The 18197-nt window shown below is 51.5% G+C and carries 16 protein-coding genes; 10 read left to right on the forward strand and 6 right to left on the reverse strand.

Annotated elements, in window-relative coordinates:
* Nucleotides 1–404 precede the first annotated feature (404 nt).
* A complete protein-coding gene (locus BJJ97_RS16920; RefSeq protein ID WP_095994710.1) occupies nucleotides 405–1793 on the reverse strand; it encodes a NarK family nitrate/nitrite MFS transporter in 1389 nt (462 codons plus the stop codon).
* A gap of 337 nt (nucleotides 1794–2130) precedes the next feature.
* Here BJJ97_RS16920 and narX point away from each other — a divergent pair, with 337 nt between their 5' ends.
* From narX to BJJ97_RS16940, 4 genes are all read left to right on the forward strand, one after another.
* Nucleotides 2131–3939 (forward strand): nitrate/nitrite two-component system sensor histidine kinase NarX, encoded by a 1809-nt coding sequence (gene narX, locus BJJ97_RS16925; RefSeq protein WP_193438373.1) that lies wholly within the window; start codon nucleotides 2131–2133, stop codon nucleotides 3937–3939.
* Nucleotides 3932–4582, forward strand: coding sequence for a two-component system response regulator NarL (gene narL, locus BJJ97_RS16930; RefSeq protein ID WP_011093590.1), 651 nt, complete (start codon nucleotides 3932–3934; stop codon nucleotides 4580–4582). Before narX ends, narL begins: the two co-directional genes overlap by 8 nt.
* A 310-nt stretch (nucleotides 4583–4892) precedes the next feature.
* Nucleotides 4893–6170 (forward strand): acyltransferase family protein, encoded by a 1278-nt coding sequence (locus tag BJJ97_RS16935; protein WP_095699629.1) that lies wholly within the window; start codon nucleotides 4893–4895, stop codon nucleotides 6168–6170.
* Between the two features lie 302 nt (nucleotides 6171–6472).
* Complete coding sequence (locus BJJ97_RS16940; RefSeq protein WP_095994712.1) at nucleotides 6473–7513, forward strand: DUF481 domain-containing protein; 1041 nt, start codon at nucleotides 6473–6475, stop codon at nucleotides 7511–7513.
* Nucleotides 7514–7593: 80 nt separating this feature from the next.
* On the opposite strand, the gene BJJ97_RS16945 is transcribed toward BJJ97_RS16940, so the two are convergent.
* On the reverse strand, nucleotides 7594–8277 hold the full coding sequence (locus BJJ97_RS16945) for a gamma-glutamylcyclotransferase (protein WP_052900882.1): 684 nt from the start codon (nucleotides 8275–8277) through the stop codon (nucleotides 7594–7596).
* Between the two features lie 422 nt (nucleotides 8278–8699).
* On the opposite strand from BJJ97_RS16945, the gene BJJ97_RS16950 reads away from it, so the two are divergent.
* The 3 genes from BJJ97_RS16950 (at nucleotide 8700) to dauA (ending at nucleotide 12833) form a co-directional block, all read left to right on the forward strand.
* Nucleotides 8700–9503, forward strand: a complete 804-nt coding sequence (locus BJJ97_RS16950) for a siderophore-interacting protein (protein ID WP_095994713.1) — start codon at nucleotides 8700–8702, stop codon at nucleotides 9501–9503.
* Nucleotides 9504–9850: 347 nt separating this feature from the next.
* A complete protein-coding gene (chaA, locus tag BJJ97_RS16955; RefSeq protein WP_095994714.1) occupies nucleotides 9851–10951 on the forward strand; it encodes a sodium-potassium/proton antiporter ChaA in 1101 nt (366 codons plus the stop codon).
* Between the two features lie 163 nt (nucleotides 10952–11114).
* A complete protein-coding gene (gene dauA, locus BJJ97_RS16960) occupies nucleotides 11115–12833 on the forward strand; it encodes a C4-dicarboxylic acid transporter DauA (protein WP_095994715.1) in 1719 nt (572 codons plus the stop codon).
* Between the two features lie 23 nt (nucleotides 12834–12856).
* On the opposite strand, the gene BJJ97_RS16965 is transcribed toward dauA, so the two are convergent.
* Nucleotides 12857–13273, reverse strand: a complete 417-nt coding sequence (locus tag BJJ97_RS16965; RefSeq protein ID WP_095994716.1) for a hypothetical protein — start codon at nucleotides 13271–13273, stop codon at nucleotides 12857–12859.
* 138 nt (nucleotides 13274–13411) lie between these two features.
* Here BJJ97_RS16965 and folM point away from each other — a divergent pair, with 138 nt between their 5' ends.
* The 3 genes from folM to BJJ97_RS16980 all read left to right on the forward strand — a co-directional run bounded on the left by folM (nucleotide 13412) and on the right by BJJ97_RS16980 (nucleotide 15480).
* Nucleotides 13412–14134, forward strand: coding sequence for a dihydromonapterin reductase (folM, locus tag BJJ97_RS16970; protein WP_095994717.1), 723 nt, complete (start codon nucleotides 13412–13414; stop codon nucleotides 14132–14134).
* Nucleotides 14135–14203: 69 nt separating this feature from the next.
* Nucleotides 14204–14680 carry a sigma-70 family RNA polymerase sigma factor gene (locus BJJ97_RS16975; protein WP_264372046.1) on the forward strand — a complete coding sequence of 159 codons (477 nt, stop codon included), beginning with the start codon at nucleotides 14204–14206 and terminating at the stop codon, nucleotides 14678–14680.
* Nucleotides 14677–15480: an anti-sigma factor family protein gene (locus tag BJJ97_RS16980; RefSeq protein WP_095994719.1), complete on the forward strand. Its 804-nt coding sequence runs from the start codon at nucleotides 14677–14679 to the stop codon at nucleotides 15478–15480. The genes BJJ97_RS16975 and BJJ97_RS16980 overlap by 4 nt, the downstream gene beginning before the upstream one ends.
* A 49-nt stretch (nucleotides 15481–15529) precedes the next feature.
* Here BJJ97_RS16980 and BJJ97_RS16985 read toward each other — a convergent pair whose 3' ends face one another.
* The 3 genes from BJJ97_RS16985 to BJJ97_RS22335 all read right to left on the reverse strand — a co-directional run bounded on the left by BJJ97_RS16985 (nucleotide 15530) and on the right by BJJ97_RS22335 (nucleotide 17898).
* The gene (locus BJJ97_RS16985; RefSeq protein WP_095994720.1) at nucleotides 15530–16105 is read right to left on the reverse strand and encodes a YceI family protein; all 576 of its coding nucleotides are present in this window, start codon (nucleotides 16103–16105) and stop codon (nucleotides 15530–15532) included.
* A gap of 237 nt (nucleotides 16106–16342) precedes the next feature.
* Nucleotides 16343–17548 carry an EAL domain-containing protein gene (locus tag BJJ97_RS16990; protein WP_227003532.1) on the reverse strand — a complete coding sequence of 402 codons (1206 nt, stop codon included), beginning with the start codon at nucleotides 17546–17548 and terminating at the stop codon, nucleotides 16343–16345.
* Between the two features lie 20 nt (nucleotides 17549–17568).
* Nucleotides 17569–17898 carry a CSS-motif domain-containing protein gene (locus BJJ97_RS22335; protein WP_227003533.1) on the reverse strand — a complete coding sequence of 110 codons (330 nt, stop codon included), beginning with the start codon at nucleotides 17896–17898 and terminating at the stop codon, nucleotides 17569–17571.
* Nucleotides 17899–18197: the final 299 nt, after the last annotated feature.

Raw genomic sequence — 18197 nt, forward strand, 5'->3', positions numbered from 1 at the left:
CGTCGTAGTCACATTTTTTCATGTTTTATGCAGATACTGCGAATGTTTCGTGCGCAGCAACACTGTCATTTTCATGCCACTTCGTAGCACGCGCCCGACTCGGGACGGCTCAAACGCCGCTCGCCCCGAGACCCCAGGCTTTTGGCGGAAATTATGCCGCTTTGCGGTGCCATCGGTGTTCATGAGCACGATTCGAGCCGCCAGTGACTCGTTTACTCGCCCCATAAATGGAGCTCGCCCTTCGGGTCAGCACAAGTGCTGTTCAAAAACGTCTCTGACGTTTTTGTCCGACGCGGCACAGGCTTTCGCGGCATCCATGCCGCTCACTCGGTGCTCATGCCCACCGCTGCATAATTTTTACGCCGAAAAAACAGAGACAGAGAATATTCTGGAATTTTAGGAAACTAATTTTTCTTTCTGGCATAGAACAGCCAGGTCACCAATACGCAGACGACGTAGCACACCACAAACACCTTCATCGCTCCGGTGGGCGAACCGGTTAACTCAAGCGACATTCCGAAGGCCTGAGGAATGAAGAAACCGCCGATAGCGCCAATGGCCGAAATAAAGCCCAATGCCGCTGCGGTGTCCGTGGCTGCCGCACGCTGTGCGTCAGAATCATTGCCGCCTTGCGATTTAACGCGATCTGCCGTTAATTTACGGAAAATCACGGCGATCATCTGGAACGTGGACCCACTACCCAGACCGGCAGTCAGGAACAACATCATGAAGATGCCAAAGAACATCCCGAATGAGCCCACAGAGTTCGCACTCGGCAGAGACAGGAACAACAGCACTGAGAAAATCGTCATCAGGATGAAGTTAATCAGCGTCACTTTTACACCGCCAAAGCGGTCAGACAGCATGCCACCAACCGGACGCGCCAACGCCCCCAGCAGCGGCCCGAAGAACGCGTAGTACAGAATCACGATGTCTGGAAACTGCGTTCTGGACAGCATGCCGAAGCCTGCCGAGAAACCGATAAATGAGCCAAACGTGGACAGATACAGGAAGCTGAGTATCCACAGGTGCATTTGCTTCAAAACGGGCAGTTGCTTACGTATCGACGCATTAGCCATAGGCAGATCGTTCATGCCAAACCAGGCGGCCGTTGCGGCAATCACCAGCAACGGCACCCACATCCAGGCAGCATGATGCAGCCAGATCTGTGTGCCGTCAGGTTGCACCACGCCGTTGTCAGAAAATCCCAGCATCGGCAGGAAAATCACCACCGGCACCAGTAGTTGCATTACACTCACGCCGAGGTTGCCCAATCCACCGTTAATGCCGAGCGCACTACCCTGACGTGATTTGGGGAAGAAGAAACTGATGTTCGCCATGCTGGACGCAAAGTTAGCACCGGCGAAGCCGCACAGCAGAGAAATCGTAACGAAGACGCTGTACGGCGTTTGCGGATTCTGTACGACAAACCCAAGCCAGATGCATGGGATGACCAGAATAATAGTACTCAGCGTCGTCCAGCGGCGACCGCCAACCAGCGGGATGACGAAAGAGTAAGGAACGCGCAACAGCGCGCCGGAGACGGAAGGCAGCGCGGCAAGTAAAAATAACTGGTCTGTGCTAAAACTAAATCCAACCTTGTTTAGGTTAACGGCCACGGTGCTGAAAATCATCCAGACACAAAACGACAACAGCAGGCACGGTACAGAGATCCAAAGATTACGCTGTGCTATCCGTTGTCCGCCAGATTGCCAGAATTTTGTATCTTCAGGATTCCATTCCCTTATCAGCGTGCTTTGCGATACTTTTTCGGGTGATGAAGGCTGCGTCATAAAAAACCTCGATAAATAAAAACGCGGTAGAATTAAGGCGCAACATTAGGGATTACACCGCAGGTAAAGTTGATGCAAATCAACGCGCTGTCAGGTAAAAAAATCGTGTAAAAATAACCACACTCCTTAATGAGTAATAAAAATAGAAAAATAAGCAACGATAATTCAAGCTGTTATATCTCTATTTTTTCTTACTGTCATATCCCCTTTCAAGGCATGGATATTCGGTGGTACTCACTAGTGGGTATGGGGTTATCATGTAGGATCGGGAAAAATGCCAAAAGGGTTATCCTTCTCGGTACTGGTTTTCTACTCCTCCAGCAGAGGTCGCTTTATTATGTTGAAACGTTTCCTGCTGCCGCTGTCGCTCGTCAATCAGGTTGCCTTATTGATGCTGCTACTCGGTTTGCTGGGTATTGCAGGTATGTCGGTTTCCAGTTGGATGTCCCAAAGCATCCAAGGGAACGCGCACGCCATTAATAAAGCGGGCTCGCTGCGTATGCAGAGTTATCGCCTGCTCTCGATGGTGCCGCTCTCTGCCGAGAATGAAATTTATCTGCGAGAACTGGAAGAAGACGAAATCAGCAGTGACCTACAGCAGGCAGTACGTCGGGAAGGGCTTAGTGAGCAATTCACTGCACTGCGCGTTTTCTGGTTGGAGAACCTGCAACCGCATCTGCGGCAGGCAACGAATTCTGCTGATGCCTCGGCGGATGTCGCCCGCTTTGTGAAACAGCTGGACGATCTGGTTTCCGCCATCGATCATAAAACCGAACAGCGGTTGAGGATGGTCACGCTGGTGCAACGCATCTTCATCGGCATCATGTTTATTCTGCTGGTCACCACGTTCTTTTACCTGCGTCGCCGCCTGTTAAGACCGTGGCGACGTTTGGTCTCGATGGGGCAAGCTATCGGGCAAGGTGATTTTACCCAACGCGTCGCCATCAACGGCCATGACGAAATGAGCACGCTGGGACAGGTGCTGAACAGCATGTCGGACGAACTTTCCGCCATGTACCACAGTCTGGAACTGCGTGTCGCCGAGAAAACAGCCGACCTGCAACAGAAAAATGATCTGCTTTCTTTCCTCTATCGCGCAAGTCGACGCCTGCATACCGGTGCGCCGCTGTGTAGCCGACTGATGCCGATCCTGAACGAACTGCCGTCATTGACCCCGCTGCGCAATGTTCAACTGCGGCTGTATGAAGATAATAATCAGGAACAGTTTCACCAGTTTAGCGATTGCAGCCAGTCGCAGCCGGATCACTGCCCAGATAACAGCTGTCAGAGTTGCGGTATGCAGGTAAAGCGAGAAGAACTGCCGGGTGAGCCTCACTGTTGGGATCTGCATGATAAACACGGGCAATATGGCGTCGTGTTAGCTACGCTGCCGGGCAATACCGTACTAAGCCGCGATCAAAACCAGTTACTGAATACTTTATTGGAACAGTTGACCAGCACGCTGGCGCTGGAGCGTCAATCCAACCATCAACAGCAGTTGATGCTGATGGAAGAACGCGCCACGATTGCCCGCGAGCTGCATGATTCTATTGCGCAGTCCCTCTCCTGCCTGAAAATTCAGGTGAGCTGCCTGCAAATGCAGGGCGGCGATTTACCCCCTGCTTCACAACAGTTACTGACGGAAATGCGGGAAGAGTTAAACACCGCCTATCGCCAACTGCGTGAGCTGCTGACGACGTTCCGGTTGAAGCTGTCGGAATCCGGCTTACTTGCCGCGCTGCGCGCATCGGTCGATGAATTCAGTAAGCGACTGGGCTATCCTATCGAATTACATTACCGCCTGCCGCCGCAGTCGGTCTCCGCGCATCAAGGTATTCACGTCCTGCAAATTGTGCGTGAAGCGCTGAGCAATATTTATAAACACGCGCAGGCCACACAGGTCGATATTACGCTGCAACTACGTCAGGGTTACATCGAACTCAGCGTAGCCGACAATGGCATCGGTATTCCGGATGATGCCAGCCGCGCCAACCACTATGGACTTATTATCATGCGCGACCGTGCACGGGGTTTGCACGGCGAATGCATTGTTCGACGCCGGCCGTCGGGGGGCACTGAAGTCAATGTCAACTTCCTCTCCGAATACCGTCACCGGCTGCCATTAACAGGAGAAACTCATGATTAACGAAGATGCCGCCACCCTACTGCTGATTGATGACCATCCCATGTTGCGGAATGGTGTTAAGCAACTCATCAGCATGGACCCAGAATTGCAGGTGGCAGGTGAAGCCAGTCACGGCGAACAGGGTGTCGAGCTAGCGGAACAGCTGGACCCGGATTTGATTCTGCTCGATTTGAACATGCCCGGCATGAATGGCCTGGAAACGTTGAATCGTCTGCGGGAAAAATCGCTGTCTGGCCGTATTGTCGTCTTTAGCGTATCCAACCATGAAGACGATGTTGTCAATGCCCTGAAGAATGGGGCTGACGGTTACCTGCTGAAAGATATGGAACCGGAAGATTTGCTGGCTGCGCTGCATCAGGCGGCATCAGGAAAAATGGTACTGAGTGAAACGTTGACGCCGATTCTGGCCGCCAGCCTGCGCGAAAGCCGTCATAGCAGCGACCGAGACATTCAACTGCTCACGCCGCGCGAACGCGATATTCTGAAGCTGCTAGCTCAGGGATTGTCCAATAAAGTGATTGCCCGCAAGCTCACGATTACCGAAAGTACCGTTAAGGTTCACGTCAAACACCTGTTGAAAAAAATGAAGCTAAAATCACGGGTTGAAGCGGCTGTCTGGGTATTACAAGAAAAAGTGATTTAATCACATCGTCACAAGATACCGCGATTGTCAGCGGTACGGATAAGGCGCTCTGGCGCCCTTCCGTCCGAGATTATCCTCGCGTGAGCGAGGATGCCGCCGTACTGATTAAAACGTCGTAGTTCATGAAAACGCTGTAGTTGATGAAAATAATTGTTGGAAATACCACCAACACCCCGCCCAATCTAAACGGTTGCTAAACGGCACCGGCATTTATAGCCATTATCCTAATTAATGTGACGTTGCTCTCGTCTAAACTACTTAGTAATCGCATTTTTCGGCTTTTACACCGAGTTTAACGTTGAGGAACAACATGAAAAAGGTCAGTAAGGAGCGGTTTATCGGCCTGGAATGGTTACGATTTCTGCTCGGTTGCTATGTGATGATTTATCACACGGTACACGTTTATCCCCAGCGTGAGCGCATTCCCTTCCTGAGCGAGCTCACCAGTATGGGGTTCTTCGCGACCAGCACGTTCTTTGTCCTGTCTGGCTTCTTGCTAGCCCATGTCTACATTAAGGACGGACGTCTGCGTGAACCCGTTCGCCAGTTCTGGGCCAAACGCTTCTTTAATCTTTATCCCATCCATATCATTGCCCTGCTGTCTTCAATTGCCGTTGTCACGCTGATGCAGTGGCTGGCTGTACCGCCGGAAGGACAAGTCGCCAGCGCGCGTTTTGTCATTTATGACACCAACGATCCCGCAGCCGACCCCGAAACGCTGCGCCATTACATGACGAATGCACAGTTGGCGTTCAACGGGTTATTGCAGGTACTGATGTTGCAGGCATGGAATCCTTACTTCCTGACCTTCAATGCCCCGTTATGGTCGCTTTCCACGCTGTTCTTTTTCTATCTGGCGTTCCCACTGTTGGCACCGCGTCTGTTGAACAGCCGCCATCCGTGGCTGTGGATGGGGATCGTCTGCCTGCTGTATCTGCTGCCGCCGATTTGGGTAATTTGGCAACAGCAGTTCGGTATGCCGTACACCGGGCTGTTGCAGCGTGGGCCGATCTTCCGTCTGCCGGAATTCCTGGCCGGGATATTGGGCTATGCGCTGTTCCGCCATTATCGTCAGAAAGATCGCTTACCGTTGACCAAAGGCCAGCGCTACGCACTCGCCCTCTTTATCAGTGTGAACTTCCTTGTCGCTACCTGGCTGTTCACAAAAGGCGAAGCCTATTGGTACTTCTTGCTGCACAACGGCTTGCTCCTGCCGGCTCAGGTCGGTCTGGTTTGTCTCAGTGCACTGGCCCGTGAGCCTAACAGTGAATGGCTGCGGCATTGGTCTCCCCGTTTGGGAGCAGCCTCGCTGTCTATCTTTGCGTTACACGTTCCGCTCTTTAATCTGTTCCGTACGCTGGAACAGCTGGTGCGCGGTAATCCGATGGCCTGCTTCAGCGATTGGGACCAGTGCATTACCGCGGCAGGTCAGGTGCAGCTGTCCATGACGGGCTATATCATTTTCCTGCTCAGCACCGTGACGCTCTGTGTTCTCTTCCAGGAACGGATCGTGTTCCGCGTAAGGACGTTCCTGACCTCACGTTTCCTGAGCAACAACAGCGCATCCCGCACGCAGCGCACCGCATAGCGTCATCTATCACACACGCTCTCTGGCCTGAAACAAGCAGGGTCAGAGAGCATCATCCCCTCACGACCCATCGCCTTTCCGCCAGCCAAAAATGTGACAGATATCGCGTTATAGCTGTTAATCATCAATAGCCACTTTTATAACTATTTACATTCTAATCAATTTTCGTTTTCGGGTAGAGCATCACTACGATTCCTGTTAATGTTTGCCGTTCCGGACTAAACCGGTTCGTTATCATCGGCTGTACGTCTTTGTCTTTGACGGACATCTCACTACCTGTCACCACTGTTTACTTGGCAATAATGACACTATCCAAACACGCACTCTCTTCCCTCAGCCTGGTTATCGCCCTCTCTGCTGGCATTACACAGAGCCGCGCTGATACCATTTGGCTGAACAACGGCGACAAGCTTACAGGGAAAATCACGCTGCTTGACGGCGGAAAACTCTTTATCAACACCGACTATGCCGGCTCTATTTCTGTCGCCTGGGATAAGGTGAAAACCTTTGAATCCGACCATGGCCTGGTGATTCAAGGTGAACGCTACGAGAAAGGCGTTCTGTATCCGACGATCAAAGCAGGCGAAAACCGCGCCATCGTCGCAAATCCGTCGCTGGCTAACGAAGCCGCTGGCCCGCAGACATTGCCGCTTTCCGAAATCACGTCCATCGTCGCGCAGAAGCCGCTGGTGACCGATTTAGCCTGGAAAGGCAACATTGACGCCGGCATGTCGCACAAGAAAAGCTCGACAGAAACCGACAACTACGATGTGACGCTGAACACCAAAGCGCGTCACGATACGTGGCGACACAACCTTGATGCCAGCTACCATTTGGCAAAAGAGGATAAAGTCGAGAGCACCAAGAATGCGGCTGGCGAATATGCACTGGATAAGTTCGTGGATGAGAACTGGTTCTGGCAGGGTCGTTATCAGTACAAACGCGACTGGATTGAAAGCATTAAAATCAACCGCTCTTTCGGTCTCGGTCCCGGTTATCAGTTCTGGGATAACGATTTAGGCGCGTTCTCTCTGACGTCGCTGGTCAACTCCCAAACCTTCGTCTACCGCGATCAAGGCGATGATGACTTCTACTCCGGTGCGATTAAGTGGGCGTACAACCGCTACCTGTTTAGCAAATCGGTTGAAGCCTTCACCAACGGTGAATTGGGTCGTTCATTTGATGGTACTGCGCCAATCTATCTGAAAGCGGATGCGGGCCTGCGCTTCAAGCTGACCGACTGGTCTTCTATGAGCATGAAAGTGTCACGTACCCGTATCGAAAGTAATCAGGGGAATGTTGACGACACGCTGTACACCATGGGTGTTGGCGTCGGCTGGTAAGTCAGTTGCTTCACATTATCTCAAGGTGAACGGCGATCTCGTCGTTCACCTCAATGCTTCCACTCATCGCGGTTTCGTTATTAACCGTTCCCTGCTGCCGCAGAACACGACTGTTGCAGGATTCTCACCCGCTGCGCCAGTTCACTCACGCTTTCGTCTTCCGTTCCGTGATTCTTCAGCTCTTGCTCGAGTGCAAACAGATATTGCGCATTGGTGCCGAGCGGACCGCTCGCACGCGCAATCAGCGGTGCAACGCTCTGAATGCAGGTATCATTTTCGTTGAGGGGATGCTCCGGCTCGGAAACAAACACCAGCGCCGTCAGCGGTGCGCCGTTCTTGCGATGCAGTTCGCACCAGAGCGGACGATAGCAGCCCGTCAGCATTTCACGCTTCCACAGCAGCTCCAGATCTTCACGCAATGAGGTTTCCGGCAGTCGGAAAGCCAACCCCGTCGTTTGCCCGCCGGGTTTCAGCGCCAGCATCCGCCCTGGCTGCGTTAGCGTGCCGCGGCCGATGGTGAGGCGCAGGCAAAAGGCACGCTGCCACCCTGCCAACGTAGCAAGGCAGGTTTCTTCGGCGTCAAAAACCGGGTTCCACATGAGTGAACCATAGCCAAATACCCAGACAGGACAGCTATTTGGCCGGAGCGCCAGCGTCCTGTCCAACGAGTCAGCCCGCTGTTGCGGGGTGAGCAGTAAGGTTTCTTCAATACAACCAAAAGACGTTCTACAATCTGCTTTCTGCAAAAAATCGCGTGTTAACACTACTTACTACCCCCAACCTTACTCTTTTGCTGCTCGTCAGATCGGCTCTCGCCCTGCGTGTAAAAACCTAACTGCTTCATCTGCTTAATTTTACAACACTATCTATATTGAGGTTATTCATTTATGGCTTTGCGATCAAGTTTGATACTGGTCACAAAGACTGAAAAAGTTCGTGATAATGTTTCACTCACGCTTTATATCAACTAATCGGCAACTCACCGCTAGACTTGACAAATTCTTGATACAAACCTCATTTTTGTGAGGCCAGGAGCCTGTCGTACGCTTGGCGTGAAAGCTATCGACTTCAATAAAAAGTATCGGCGGTGACAAGAATAATAACGGGCAGACATCAAATGATAATAATTATCATCTCGTGTTATTATCATTCTTAATTTGGAATCGACTATCCACGGAGACACTGAATGGCAACGCCGCGTCAGCCTGTTTTAGTTCAGGTTAAACACATCCACGATATTTCCCCTCATTTACGCTGCATTACTTTCCATCACGACGCGCTGCGCGATTATCCGACCGAGCGATACGGTGCACACATCAAGCTCTTTTTGCCTCAGGCTGGACAGCAAAAACCGGCTCTGCCCACGATTAGCGAACGCGGCCCGATCTGGCCAGAGGGCGAAGCCCGCCCCATCGTTCGCACCTATAGCGTCCGTGCGGTGCGCCCGGAGGATGCGGAGCTGGATATGGTTTTCGCGCTGCATGAGCACGCCGGGCCTGCCGTCACCTTTGCCCGTCAGGCCAAGCCCGGCGATTGGGTCGGTATTTCACAACCCGGTGGCCCGCTCCCGATGCTGCCGCCAGCGGCCGCTTATTATCTGGCTGCTGACCCGTCATCGTTCCCCGCACTCATGGCGCTGTTGGAGAACCTGCCTGATGACGCAACGGGGCATGCGGTAATCCGTGTCGACAGCGAGGCGGATAAACTTGATATTGCTAAACCAGCACAGCTTCAGTTGCACTGGATTGTCGGCGGAACGGACGCGACCGATGTATTGTTGCAGCATTTTCAGTCACTTCCGTCGGCTGAAAATGCATTTTACTGGTTAGCCGGTGAGGATCGCATCGTGGTTCAACTTCGCCGCCACGTGCGTCGCGAACGCGGGTGTGAGCGAAATCAGATGTATGCTGTGCCTTATTGGCGAGAAGGGTTAAATGAAGAGGATTATCATCATAAACGTCACGATATTATGGATAATCCTGACGAATAACCATAAAAAAGACATTTGATATTATCATGATAGGGAGAAGACACGCAGATTCTCCCTTTTCATTTAAATTTCATCTCAAAGCGTAAAAATCCGTAAAACTTCCCGCATCAACATGACAATCTGTTATCATATTGTTCGTTTTATTACGTTATAACTACTTTTTAGTAACCTTTTGCTGTTTATTGCTGTTCTACCCCCTTAATAAGGGCTTACGACCTGAATAAAGGATTTTACGACCACAATAAATGGCTTTATGCCCTAAATAGTTCGAGTTGCCAGTAGGCTGACTTGAAATATGACGGGGATATTTTGCCGTATCATTCCTCTGGATAAGGAGAACTCCCGCAATGAAGTCTCATGCTGAGGTGGTCAAAACTCGCCATCATGAATACTCACTCATTTTTCCTGTTATTGCGCTGGCCGTGCTCTACATGTGGGGCACGTCACAAGATTTTATCGCCATTCTCGGCATCAACGCCATCGCGCTAGCCGGGATACTGTTTAGCGCCTTCAGCGTAGTGCGTCACGCCGACGTGCTCGCCCACCGTCTGGGTGAACCCTACGGTTCATTGATCCTCAGCCTATCCGTCGTCATTCTTGAAGTCAGCCTGATTTCAGCACTGATGGCAACCGGTGACGCTGGCCCGGACCTGATGCGTGACACCCTCTATTCCATTATCGTGATTGTCACCGGTGGTCTGGTCGGTTTCGCTCTCTTACTTGGCGGCCGTAAATTCGCCACCCAGTACGTCAACCTGAGCGGCATCAAGCAGTACCTGATGGCGATCTTCCCATTGGCTGTGATCGTGTTGGTTTTCCCCAGCGCCTTGCCCGGTGGTAATTTCAGCGTAGCGCAATCGTTGATTGTTGCCGCTATTTCTGCGGCGATGTACGGCGTTTTCCTGCTGATTCAAACGCGTACGCACCAAAGCCTGTTTGTGTATGAGCATGAAGACGAAGGTGACGGTGACGATCCGCACCATGGTAAACCGTCCGCGCACAGTTCCCTGTGGCACACCGCCTGGCTGCTGGTTCATCTGATTGCGGTTATCGCGGTCACCAAGACGAACTCCATGCCGCTGGAGACGCTGCTGACCGAAATGAACGCACCGACGCAGTTTACGGGCTTCCTGGTCGCGCTATTAATCCTCTCACCTGAAGGGTTGGGAGCGATCCGCGCCGTCTTGAAAAATCAGGTGCAGCGTGCCATGAATCTGTTTTTCGGTTCCGTGCTGGCAACCATTTCACTGACGGTTCCTACCGTTACGATCATCGCCATGCTGACCGGCCGTACGCTGAACTTCGGTCTGGATATGCCGCACATTGTCGTGATGCTGTCGGTACTGGTGCTGTGCCACATTACGTTCTCCACCGGTAGAACCAACGTGTTGAGCGGCAGCGCGCATCTGGCGCTCTTTGCCGCCTATCTGATCACCATCACGCTGTAATTCCCCTGCCGACGCGGTTTTCGCCGCGTCGGCCTCGCCAAAAACCACTTCTCTTGATGTATATCTGGATCTTCTGAGCGCGTCCGGCGTATCGTAAGGCTGTCGTCGACGGACCGGCAGGCCCGCCATATTGATTTACTTCCTTACTTTGGTTTCTGCTTAGATGAAAACGCACGGAATTAACGGCGTCAGGCCGTTCAGCGCACTGATCGATGCGTGCTGGCGCGAAAAATATACGCTACAACGTTTTACCCACGACATTATCGCTGGCGTAACCGTCGGCATCATCGCCATACCGCTAGCGATGGCACTGGCCATTGCCAGCGGCGTTCCTCCGCAGTACGGACTGTATACGTCAGCCATTGCCGGGATTGTCATCGCCGTCAGCGGCGGCTCACGCTACAGCGTCTCGGGCCCGACGGCCGCCTTCGTCGTCATTTTGTATCCGGTGTCGCAACAGTTCGGGCTATCCGGCCTGCTGGTTGCCACTTTGCTGTCCGGCGTCTTTCTACTGCTGATGGGGCTCTGCCGCTTTGGCCGCCTGATTGAATACATTCCGCTTTCCGTGACGCTGGGATTCACCTCCGGAATCGCTATCACCATCGGTACCATGCAAATCAAGGATTTCTTCGGCTTGCAGATGGCGGTAGTCCCCGAGCATTACGTCGAAAAAGTGGCGGCGCTGGCGCAATCGCTGCCGACCCTGCATCTTGCTGATACGCTGATTGGCGCAACGACGCTGCTGGTTCTCATCGTCTGGCCCAGACTCGGTATTCGCCTGCCCGGCCATTTGCCTGCGCTGCTGGCAGGCGTCGCAGTGATGGGGATCATGTCGCTGCTTGGTGAAAATGTGGCCACCATCGGTTCCCGATTCAGCTATATGCTGGCGGACGGTTCGCAGGGGCAAGGGATTCCGCCTATCCTGCCGCAGCTCATCCTGCCGTGGGATATTCCGTCGCCGGATGGGAAGACGATGACGCTGGATTGGCAAAGTATTTCCGCGCTGCTGCCTGCGGCGTTCTCAATGGCGATGCTGGGGGCGATTGAGTCGCTACTGTGCGCCGTCGTGCTCGACGGGATGATGGGCAAAAAACACAATTCTAATGCGGAGCTGATGGGTCAGGGTTTCGGTAACATCATCGCCCCCTTCTTTGGTGGCATTACCGCGACCGCCGCGATTGCCCGCTCCGCCGCTAACGTGCGCGCGGGCGCAAACTCGCCGATCTCCGCCGTGATCCATGCGCTGCTGGTGTTACTGGCGCTGCTGATCCTTGCGCCGTGGCTGTCTTATCTGCCGCTGGCGGCAATGGCGTCGCTGCTGCTGATCGTCGCCTGGAACATGAGCGAAGCGCACAAGGTGGTGGATTTGCTGCGACACGGGCCGAAAGACGACATTATCGTGATGCTGCTCTGCATGTCGCTGACCGTGCTGTTCGATATGGTGATCGCGATTACCGTCGGCATCGTACTGGCATCCCTGCTCTTCATGCGTCGCATCGCGCAGATGACCCGTCTGAGCGAACTGCCGGACACCAAAATCCCAGATCATCTGGTGCTGCGCGTTAACGGCCCGCTGTTTTTCGCCGCGGCCGAACGCATCTTCAACGATCTGACCGTGCGCAGCGAAGGCTATCAAAATATCATCTTACAGTGGGATGCGGTGCCAGTGTTGGATGCTGGCGGACTCAATGCGTTCCTGCGCTTTAGTGAAACGCTACCTGAAGGTAAACAGCTCATCATCACCGATATTCCCTTCCAGCCGTTAAAAACGCTGGCGCGGGCGAAGGTTCATCCGATTGAAGGGCGGCTCAGTTTCTACGGCTCACTCGCACAGGCGATTGAGGCGACGACGGTACGCCCCAACACAGCAGAAACAGAGTAAAATATCGTGCTGGCCACGCCGTGCTAATGCTGCACGGCTGGCATCTTGAATCGGACGGACAGGCGTTCGTCCCGCAGCGTTAAATCCAGCGCGTCGTCACATTCGCGGCTAATGGCGCTCAGTTGCTCGTTCGTCAGCGAATAAGGCAGTTGGATATCAAACGCGGTCAGACCTTGCTGACGTGCCAGCGTAATCAGCCTGGTGATATTGGTTTCGTCACTCACCTGCGTAGAAAGCACCTGTAGCGCCAGTCCCTTCAGCCGCTCTTTCGGCGCGATCTGCCGAGTCGGTGCCATCTTGGTTACCATGCCAAAAATCGGCATCACGCCGTACATCGCATCCACGAAACGCCAACGTTTCTTGCACAATGCTGCTAAATAATCCGTGTAGTCCAGACAGAGTGGTTCACTGGAACTTGTAGACTCAGGGGACTTTTCCATATTCCCTTTTCTCCTCTTCGCCAGTGGTTTGCCGCGCACTACCCTGACGGGTATAAAACCGTAAACTATATGGTGGTTAATTCAGGTATATTGTCACGCTTCGCCCCCTTTTGACTAGCGTGTTGAGGAGACCTAATTGTGACAACTTTTTCTTCTGCTCCCGTGTTAATTACCGGCGGCGCACGGCGTATTGGGCTGGCGCTGGCGCGTTCGTTTCTGGCCCAGTCGATTCCGGTCATCATCAGCTATCGCACACCTTATCCTGAGCTGGAGACGCTACAGCAAGATGGCGCCGTTTGTCTGACCGCCGATTTTTCCACCACGGAAAACATCTATGCGTTTGCGGAGCAAATCCAGGCGCTCACGCCGCGGTTGCGCGCCATTATTCACAATGCCAGCCGCTGGGAGCCTGAAAGCCCCACCACACCGCCAGAAAAAACGCTGGCCGATATGCTGCAAATTCATGTCTATACGCCCTATTTACTCAACCAACTGCTGGAATCTTGTCTGCGTGGGCAAGGCATCGCGGGTGCGGATATCATTCATCTGACCGATTACGTGGTAGAAAAAGGCAGCGATAAGCACATTGCCTATGCCGCCAGCAAAGCGACGCTGGATAACATGACGCGGTCGTTTGCCCGCAAGCTGGCACCCGAGGTGAAAGTCAACGCGATCGCCCCCGGTCTCATCCTGTTTAATGAAAAGGATGACGAATCCTATCGTCAGCAGGCGCTGGAAAAATCATTGATGAAAATTGCCCCCGGTGAAGAAGAAATTGTCCGACTGGTGGATTACCTGCTCAGCAGCCGCTACGTCACCGGGAAAACGCTAGGCGTTGATGGTGGACGGGCGTTGCGTTAATTCCCTGAGTATCAATGTGAGGATAAGCCAATCACCACCAGCGACGTTCGCCAGCAGCTTACTGCTCATTTGACGCGCCTGTGGCGCTATGGACTGGTGCTGTCGCGCAGCCATGAGGTTGCCGAAGAGTTAGTCCAGTCCACTTGTGTTCGTGCACTCGAAAAAAGCGAGCAATTTACCCCGGGCACTCGAATCGACAGATGGCTGTTCTCCATTCTTCATTCGATATGGATTTCCGAACTGCGCGCCCGTCGCGTGCGTCTGGGCCAAGGTTTTGTCGAAAGCGAAGCCCTATTGGCCCCGGATACCCAAGAGCAGAATGATGATTATCGGCATTACCAGAAAATCATGCAGCGCGTTAGCGCCTTACCAGAAGCGCAGCGCAATACCGTATTTTTAGTTTACGTCGAAGGATTTACCTATCAGGAGGCAGCAGACACGCTATCGGTACCCATCGGCACCATTATGAGCCGACTGGCCACCGCACGAAGTACGCTGGCAAAACCAGTTGATGCTCTGCCTGCTGCAAAGGAGAAACGGTCTTGAAACCCATGCGTTTTACACCCCCCTACAGTGATGAAGCCATCGTTGCCTGGTTGGATGGTGAGATGGATGACGACGATGCGCAACAATTCGCGGCACAGTTGGAGAAAGACGAACAACTTGCCGAGCGCACCGCCGAGCTGATGAAAAGCCATCTCGATCTTGAAGAGGCTTTCGCGCCGTTACTCAACAAAGCGCCTCAGGCGAAGATGCAGGCCCGGCTTGAGGAACTGCTGACGACGCATCCGGCATCCGTAGAATCGCCATCGCATGCCGATGTCAGTCGCCGCTCGCTCATTGCAGCCTCACTCAGTTTTCTGGTGATTGGCTCGGGGCTAGGCTACCTTGCGCGTCCTGTTTCGATTGTTCGTAACGACAGTGAGAAAATTCGCGATCTTGAAGCGCAGTACATGTCACTGTACAGCCCCGAAACCCTGCTTGATGCAGACAGTTCCTTACCCACCTTACAGCGCGGGCTGTCTCGTGCCACTCAAGAGATTGGGTTGCCACTCAATGAACGGCAACTGACGCTTCAAGGCGCGGAGCTGAAAATAGTGCGTATGCTGCGCTATGACAGCACCGCTATTGCACAGATTGCCTGGATGCATGCCGAGCATGGCCCTATGGCGTTGTGCATTTCTCCCGTTCGGGGAGCAACCGCCTCTGCGCTTAACAATGAGCAGCGCCATAATATGCATGTCGTCTGGTGGCACAATCGTGGCTATCAGTTTGTATTAATTGGCCGTAACCCTGTACCGCAACTGACTGAAAGCGCGCGCAGGTTGCAAACCGCTCTGGCCTAGCCATTGATGCTCCCGCCACTCGCTGATTCCCCTGAGTGGCGGGAAACGTTTATGCGGTGTGTCGCGCTTTCGCCTGGATATCAATACTGATTGCCACGCGATCATCAACCACCCCGGTAAAGCGATCCATATTAAAGGCCGAGCGAGAAATCGCCGTGGTGGCATGGAGAGACAACGCCTCTTCTCCAGATGCGTTTCCGCCATGTTCTTCCAGCGTGGCGTCCAGAATAACTGGGCGTTGAATATTTTTTACCGACAGTGAACCAAAAACCCGAAAATGGCCATGACCTAGCGCCACCACCCTGCTGCTGGTGAACGTGATATCGGGATAGTGCTCAGCATCAAAAAACAGGCTGCTTTTTAACTGGTAAGTCAGCAAGCCGTTGGAAGCCTGTAGCGTCGTGATGGGGATTTTCACATCAATACGGTCATTTATTTCCTTTTCCGCATCCAGTGTGATGTTGCCCGTTACCCCGTCGAGAGAAGCCTGTGAAAGGTGACCAAATGCTTGCCATGAAAGCGCGATGGCGGTTTTATCCGTGGCAATGGTGTAGTTGAGAGGCATAGCGTGCAACAGTGGGCTGATGAGCAGCCCGGCGGCCAGAACGGGAACGATGCGCGTCATAACAGGGTTCTCCTAAAAGTAGACAACGTGTAAACGCACCAACGAACGAATTTATTCGGCCAATTTCCATTATTTTTCTCGATGCGGAGAAAACACCGAGCGTTGAAGGTAGACGGGCTTTGCGTTAAAGCCCCGCCACAAAGACATGGCAGGATATTTCACGCCATGTCTTCTTCTCTTGCATCTTGTGCGGCCGTTAAGTTAATGCTCTTAACGTGAGGAGGACAAGTATAAAAATCAGGGACACACTACGTGATTTTTTTCCTGAGTGATTAACAGGTTTTCAATATTTTTTGCTGACAGTGAGCGATAAAAAAACCACCCCTGAATTAAGCAATCCGCATCAATTTCTCTGGCAATCGCTAATTGTTCAGCATCTTCAACGCCTTCAAAAACAATGTCTTTCCCCATATCTTTAATGAGCAAACAGATCGCATGCAATATCTTTTCTTTATTCTTGTTATCCAGATTTTTCATTAACGAACCGTCAAGTTTAACTTCATCAAATCTGAAACCGGTAAGCCATGCTAAGTTCGAATTCGCCACGCCAAAATCATCAATCGCCAGTTTGATGTTCATGTTTGCCACACGCTCGGCAAAAAGCTGGATTTCCTTTTGCGATAGCTGGCAGCGTTCTGATATTTCTAACTTTATCTGAGCAGGCTCAACACCATGTAAAGCGCATACCTCAATCAATCGGCTTATGAAAGTCGGTTCGTTAATTTCATGATCGGTTATATTTATAGACAGCGTCAGCTCTCTGTTTTCATTGAGAACAGCAGCCATTTCTTTCACTGAAGTTTTTATTACAAAATCAGATATTTTTGCGTAAAACCCGATTTTTTCCGAAACCTTTATAAAGACCTCAGGAGAAACAAAGCCATGTACGCTATCACGCCATCTGACTAGCGCCTCAAGACCCGCTATTTTCCCATCAATGGCGTTCACCATCGGTTGATATTCAAGAAACACATCCCCTCTCTTGATGGATTTCTTCAAGCGAGATTTCAGCGATTGTCTTTTATCGACAATATTTAAACAGAAGAAAGTCAGAAACCCACCCAGCATCAATGCAACCACCATGACAAAAGACAGGAGACCAGGTGTGAGCGACAGCAGTCCGCTGCGCGCATTTTGAGCTATCACGCAAAACAGCCATTGGGGACTACACAGGCTGGTGTTGGCGGTAAATATTTTACTCAGTAACGGATTACCCGAAGCAATATATTCCTTCGAATTCGATTCAAAATACTTTTGCGTTTTATCCACTGATGTCATAACGAAATATCCATCAGTGACCGTATTCAATATACCTTCATAGGTTCCCCGCGCGACAAATACCGCAGCATGACCTTGATAGAGGCCGATATTGTTATACAGCGTTTTGCTATTGTTTTTCACTTCAATTAATGCTGGCTTATTATTTTCAGTTTCATTTTTCACAGTAATATGCAGAGGAGGATTCACTTCCCCCAAAAGGCACTGCAATAAATACGATTTTCTTTTAAAGAAGCAACATCTTCAATATTGAGATGACGCCATCTTATCATTCTTAATTGTTCAATGTAGTTTGGCGAACAAATATCATCATCAATAGCGTTAATATCACCCAACGCAGACAGTGCCTGCTCTGCTAACATTTCAGCCTGGAAGCGTAACTTTTCAGAGCGCAATGTTAATTTACTTTCCTGATGGTTAACCAATAATTCATTTAATGAAAATAAAAAAGAAGATGAGATAATAACCATCATGAAAATGGTTGTTGTTATCTTTTTAAATCCTGAAAAACGCATCGCAGTCCAATGTCAGTTAATACTCAAAAGAGCATTTAAATCCAGGCCAGCGATAGTAACCAGATGAAATTTTCGTGTCCAGTTCTTTCAAAAACACACCGTTAAAATTAGCACGTTTTTATAATTCACTGCGGTTAATAAATCAGCTCCATTTTATTAAGCAATATCGATTAAAAAACCATGTGAGTAACCATTTGATTACATAAAGAAATAACCAACCAGTCACACATTAATGTATTCTATATACATTATTAGCGATAATTATTGCACCACCGCAGTCCACTGGCATGCACGCACCC

This window comes from Pectobacterium polaris, assembly GCF_002307355.1.
Lineage (GTDB): Bacteria > Pseudomonadota > Gammaproteobacteria > Enterobacterales > Enterobacteriaceae > Pectobacterium > Pectobacterium polare.

Bases quoted from the DNA above. Each gene is read 5' to 3' on its own strand.
- BJJ97_RS16920 (WP_095994710.1), bottom strand. From the start codon at position 1,793: ATGACGCAGCCTTCATCACCCGAAAAAGTATCGCAAAGCACGCTGATA.
- narX (WP_193438373.1), top strand. From the start codon at position 2,131: ATGTTGAAACGTTTCCTGCTGCCGCTGTCGCTCGTCAATCAGGTTGCC.
- narL (WP_011093590.1), top strand. From the start codon at position 3,932: ATGATTAACGAAGATGCCGCCACCCTACTGCTGATTGATGACCATCCC.
- BJJ97_RS16935 (WP_095699629.1), top strand. From the start codon at position 4,893: ATGAAAAAGGTCAGTAAGGAGCGGTTTATCGGCCTGGAATGGTTACGA.
- BJJ97_RS16940 (WP_095994712.1), top strand. From the start codon at position 6,473: ATGACACTATCCAAACACGCACTCTCTTCCCTCAGCCTGGTTATCGCC.
- BJJ97_RS16950 (WP_095994713.1), top strand. From the start codon at position 8,700: ATGGCAACGCCGCGTCAGCCTGTTTTAGTTCAGGTTAAACACATCCAC.
- chaA (WP_095994714.1), top strand. From the start codon at position 9,851: ATGAAGTCTCATGCTGAGGTGGTCAAAACTCGCCATCATGAATACTCA.
- dauA (WP_095994715.1), top strand. From the start codon at position 11,115: ATGAAAACGCACGGAATTAACGGCGTCAGGCCGTTCAGCGCACTGATC.
- BJJ97_RS16965 (WP_095994716.1), bottom strand. From the start codon at position 13,273: ATGGAAAAGTCCCCTGAGTCTACAAGTTCCAGTGAACCACTCTGTCTG.
- BJJ97_RS16985 (WP_095994720.1), bottom strand. From the start codon at position 16,105: ATGACGCGCATCGTTCCCGTTCTGGCCGCCGGGCTGCTCATCAGCCCA.
- BJJ97_RS22335 (WP_227003533.1), bottom strand. From the start codon at position 17,898: ATGCGTTTTTCAGGATTTAAAAAGATAACAACAACCATTTTCATGATG.